This window comes from Bradyrhizobium sp. F1.4.3 (assembly GCF_040548375.1).
Classification (GTDB): Bacteria; Pseudomonadota; Alphaproteobacteria; order Rhizobiales; family Xanthobacteraceae; genus Bradyrhizobium.
Genome location: NZ_JBEPRN010000047.1, coordinates 1 through 1109 on the forward strand (window position 1 = coordinate 1; position 1109 = coordinate 1109).

Sequence of the window (1109 nt, forward strand, 5' to 3'; positions counted from 1 at the left end):
TCCATTTTCGTGAGGCGCATTCCGCCCTCTGGAGTAACGACGACGGTTTCGCTAAACGGCAGGCTATGCGCCGAGGTATACATGTGGAACACTTGGTTTTGCTGTAGCTGCCAGTCGCTGTCACTCAGGAACACGCGTGTGAAATCACTGGTGCGAGGAGGGCAATTGAGACCGAGCGAATAACCGGTGATGCCGGTGTAGCTGTTGCGCAGTCCAGCCGCCAATATCCCTTCCCGCAAGACGCGGTCGACTTCCTTTGCATTTGCGCCCGGCCTCATGGTGCGGAACTGTTCATCCTGAATTCGGATGATCGTCTCGGCGGTCCGGACTTGTTCATCGGTTGGAACGCCGATCGATTTCGGGCGCATCATTCGGGCAGTGTAGCCGCGAAAGTGCGGAACCGGTTCTACAAATACGGTGTCGCCCTCCTCCAATACGCGGTTGCCGAGTGTGGCGTGAAAGTGTGTCGAAGGTCCGGACGAGATGACGGCGAGCTGCGCATTGTCCGCGCCATTGCGCCACGCTTCGCTGGTCATAGCTATGAAGACTTCACGCTCGTTGACACCTGCCCGAGCTGCGTCGAAGGCTGTCGCCGCCGCTCGGTCGCAGATCTCGGCGGCCACTTGAAGGTAAGCAAGTTCGAGCGGAGATTTGACCTGCCGCATTTCCCACATGACGCCTGAAAAATCGACGAACTTGGCATCCGGTAGAAGGCTTTCGAGCTCCAGCGCCCGGTTCACGGTGAGAAAATGGCTGTCGCGCTCAAGGCCTATGACGGCCCCTCCAAAGCCGTGGGCTTTAATTGTCTCCGCCACGACCCGGATAGGATTTTCATTATCGGCAAATGCCACGCAACTGCTGAATTGGCTCGCCACATTAAAAGTCGGAGCGTCGATGGCACGGATCACTGCGATCGGCTCATGATCCAGAGGGATGAGCAAGGCCTGGTACATAGCCGCTGTAGACCGGTAACCGCTGAAATATGCCCTGTGTTCGGGCTGGTCTACAACAAGGAGATCGACATTCCGCCGGGCCATGATCGTGCGCAACGCTGCGAGCCGCGAGCGGTATTCTTCGATGGGAAAGCGCGGCGGGAAGATTAGAGGCTC

Annotated in this window: 1 protein-coding gene; it reads right to left on the reverse strand. The window is 57.8% G+C overall.

The window, feature by feature from the left end; genetic code table 11:
• The coding region (locus tag ABIB73_RS37525; protein ID WP_354232497.1) for a M24 family metallopeptidase at positions 1-1049 on the reverse strand (1049 nt) is incomplete at its 3' end.
• Positions 1050-1109: the final 60 nt, after the last annotated feature.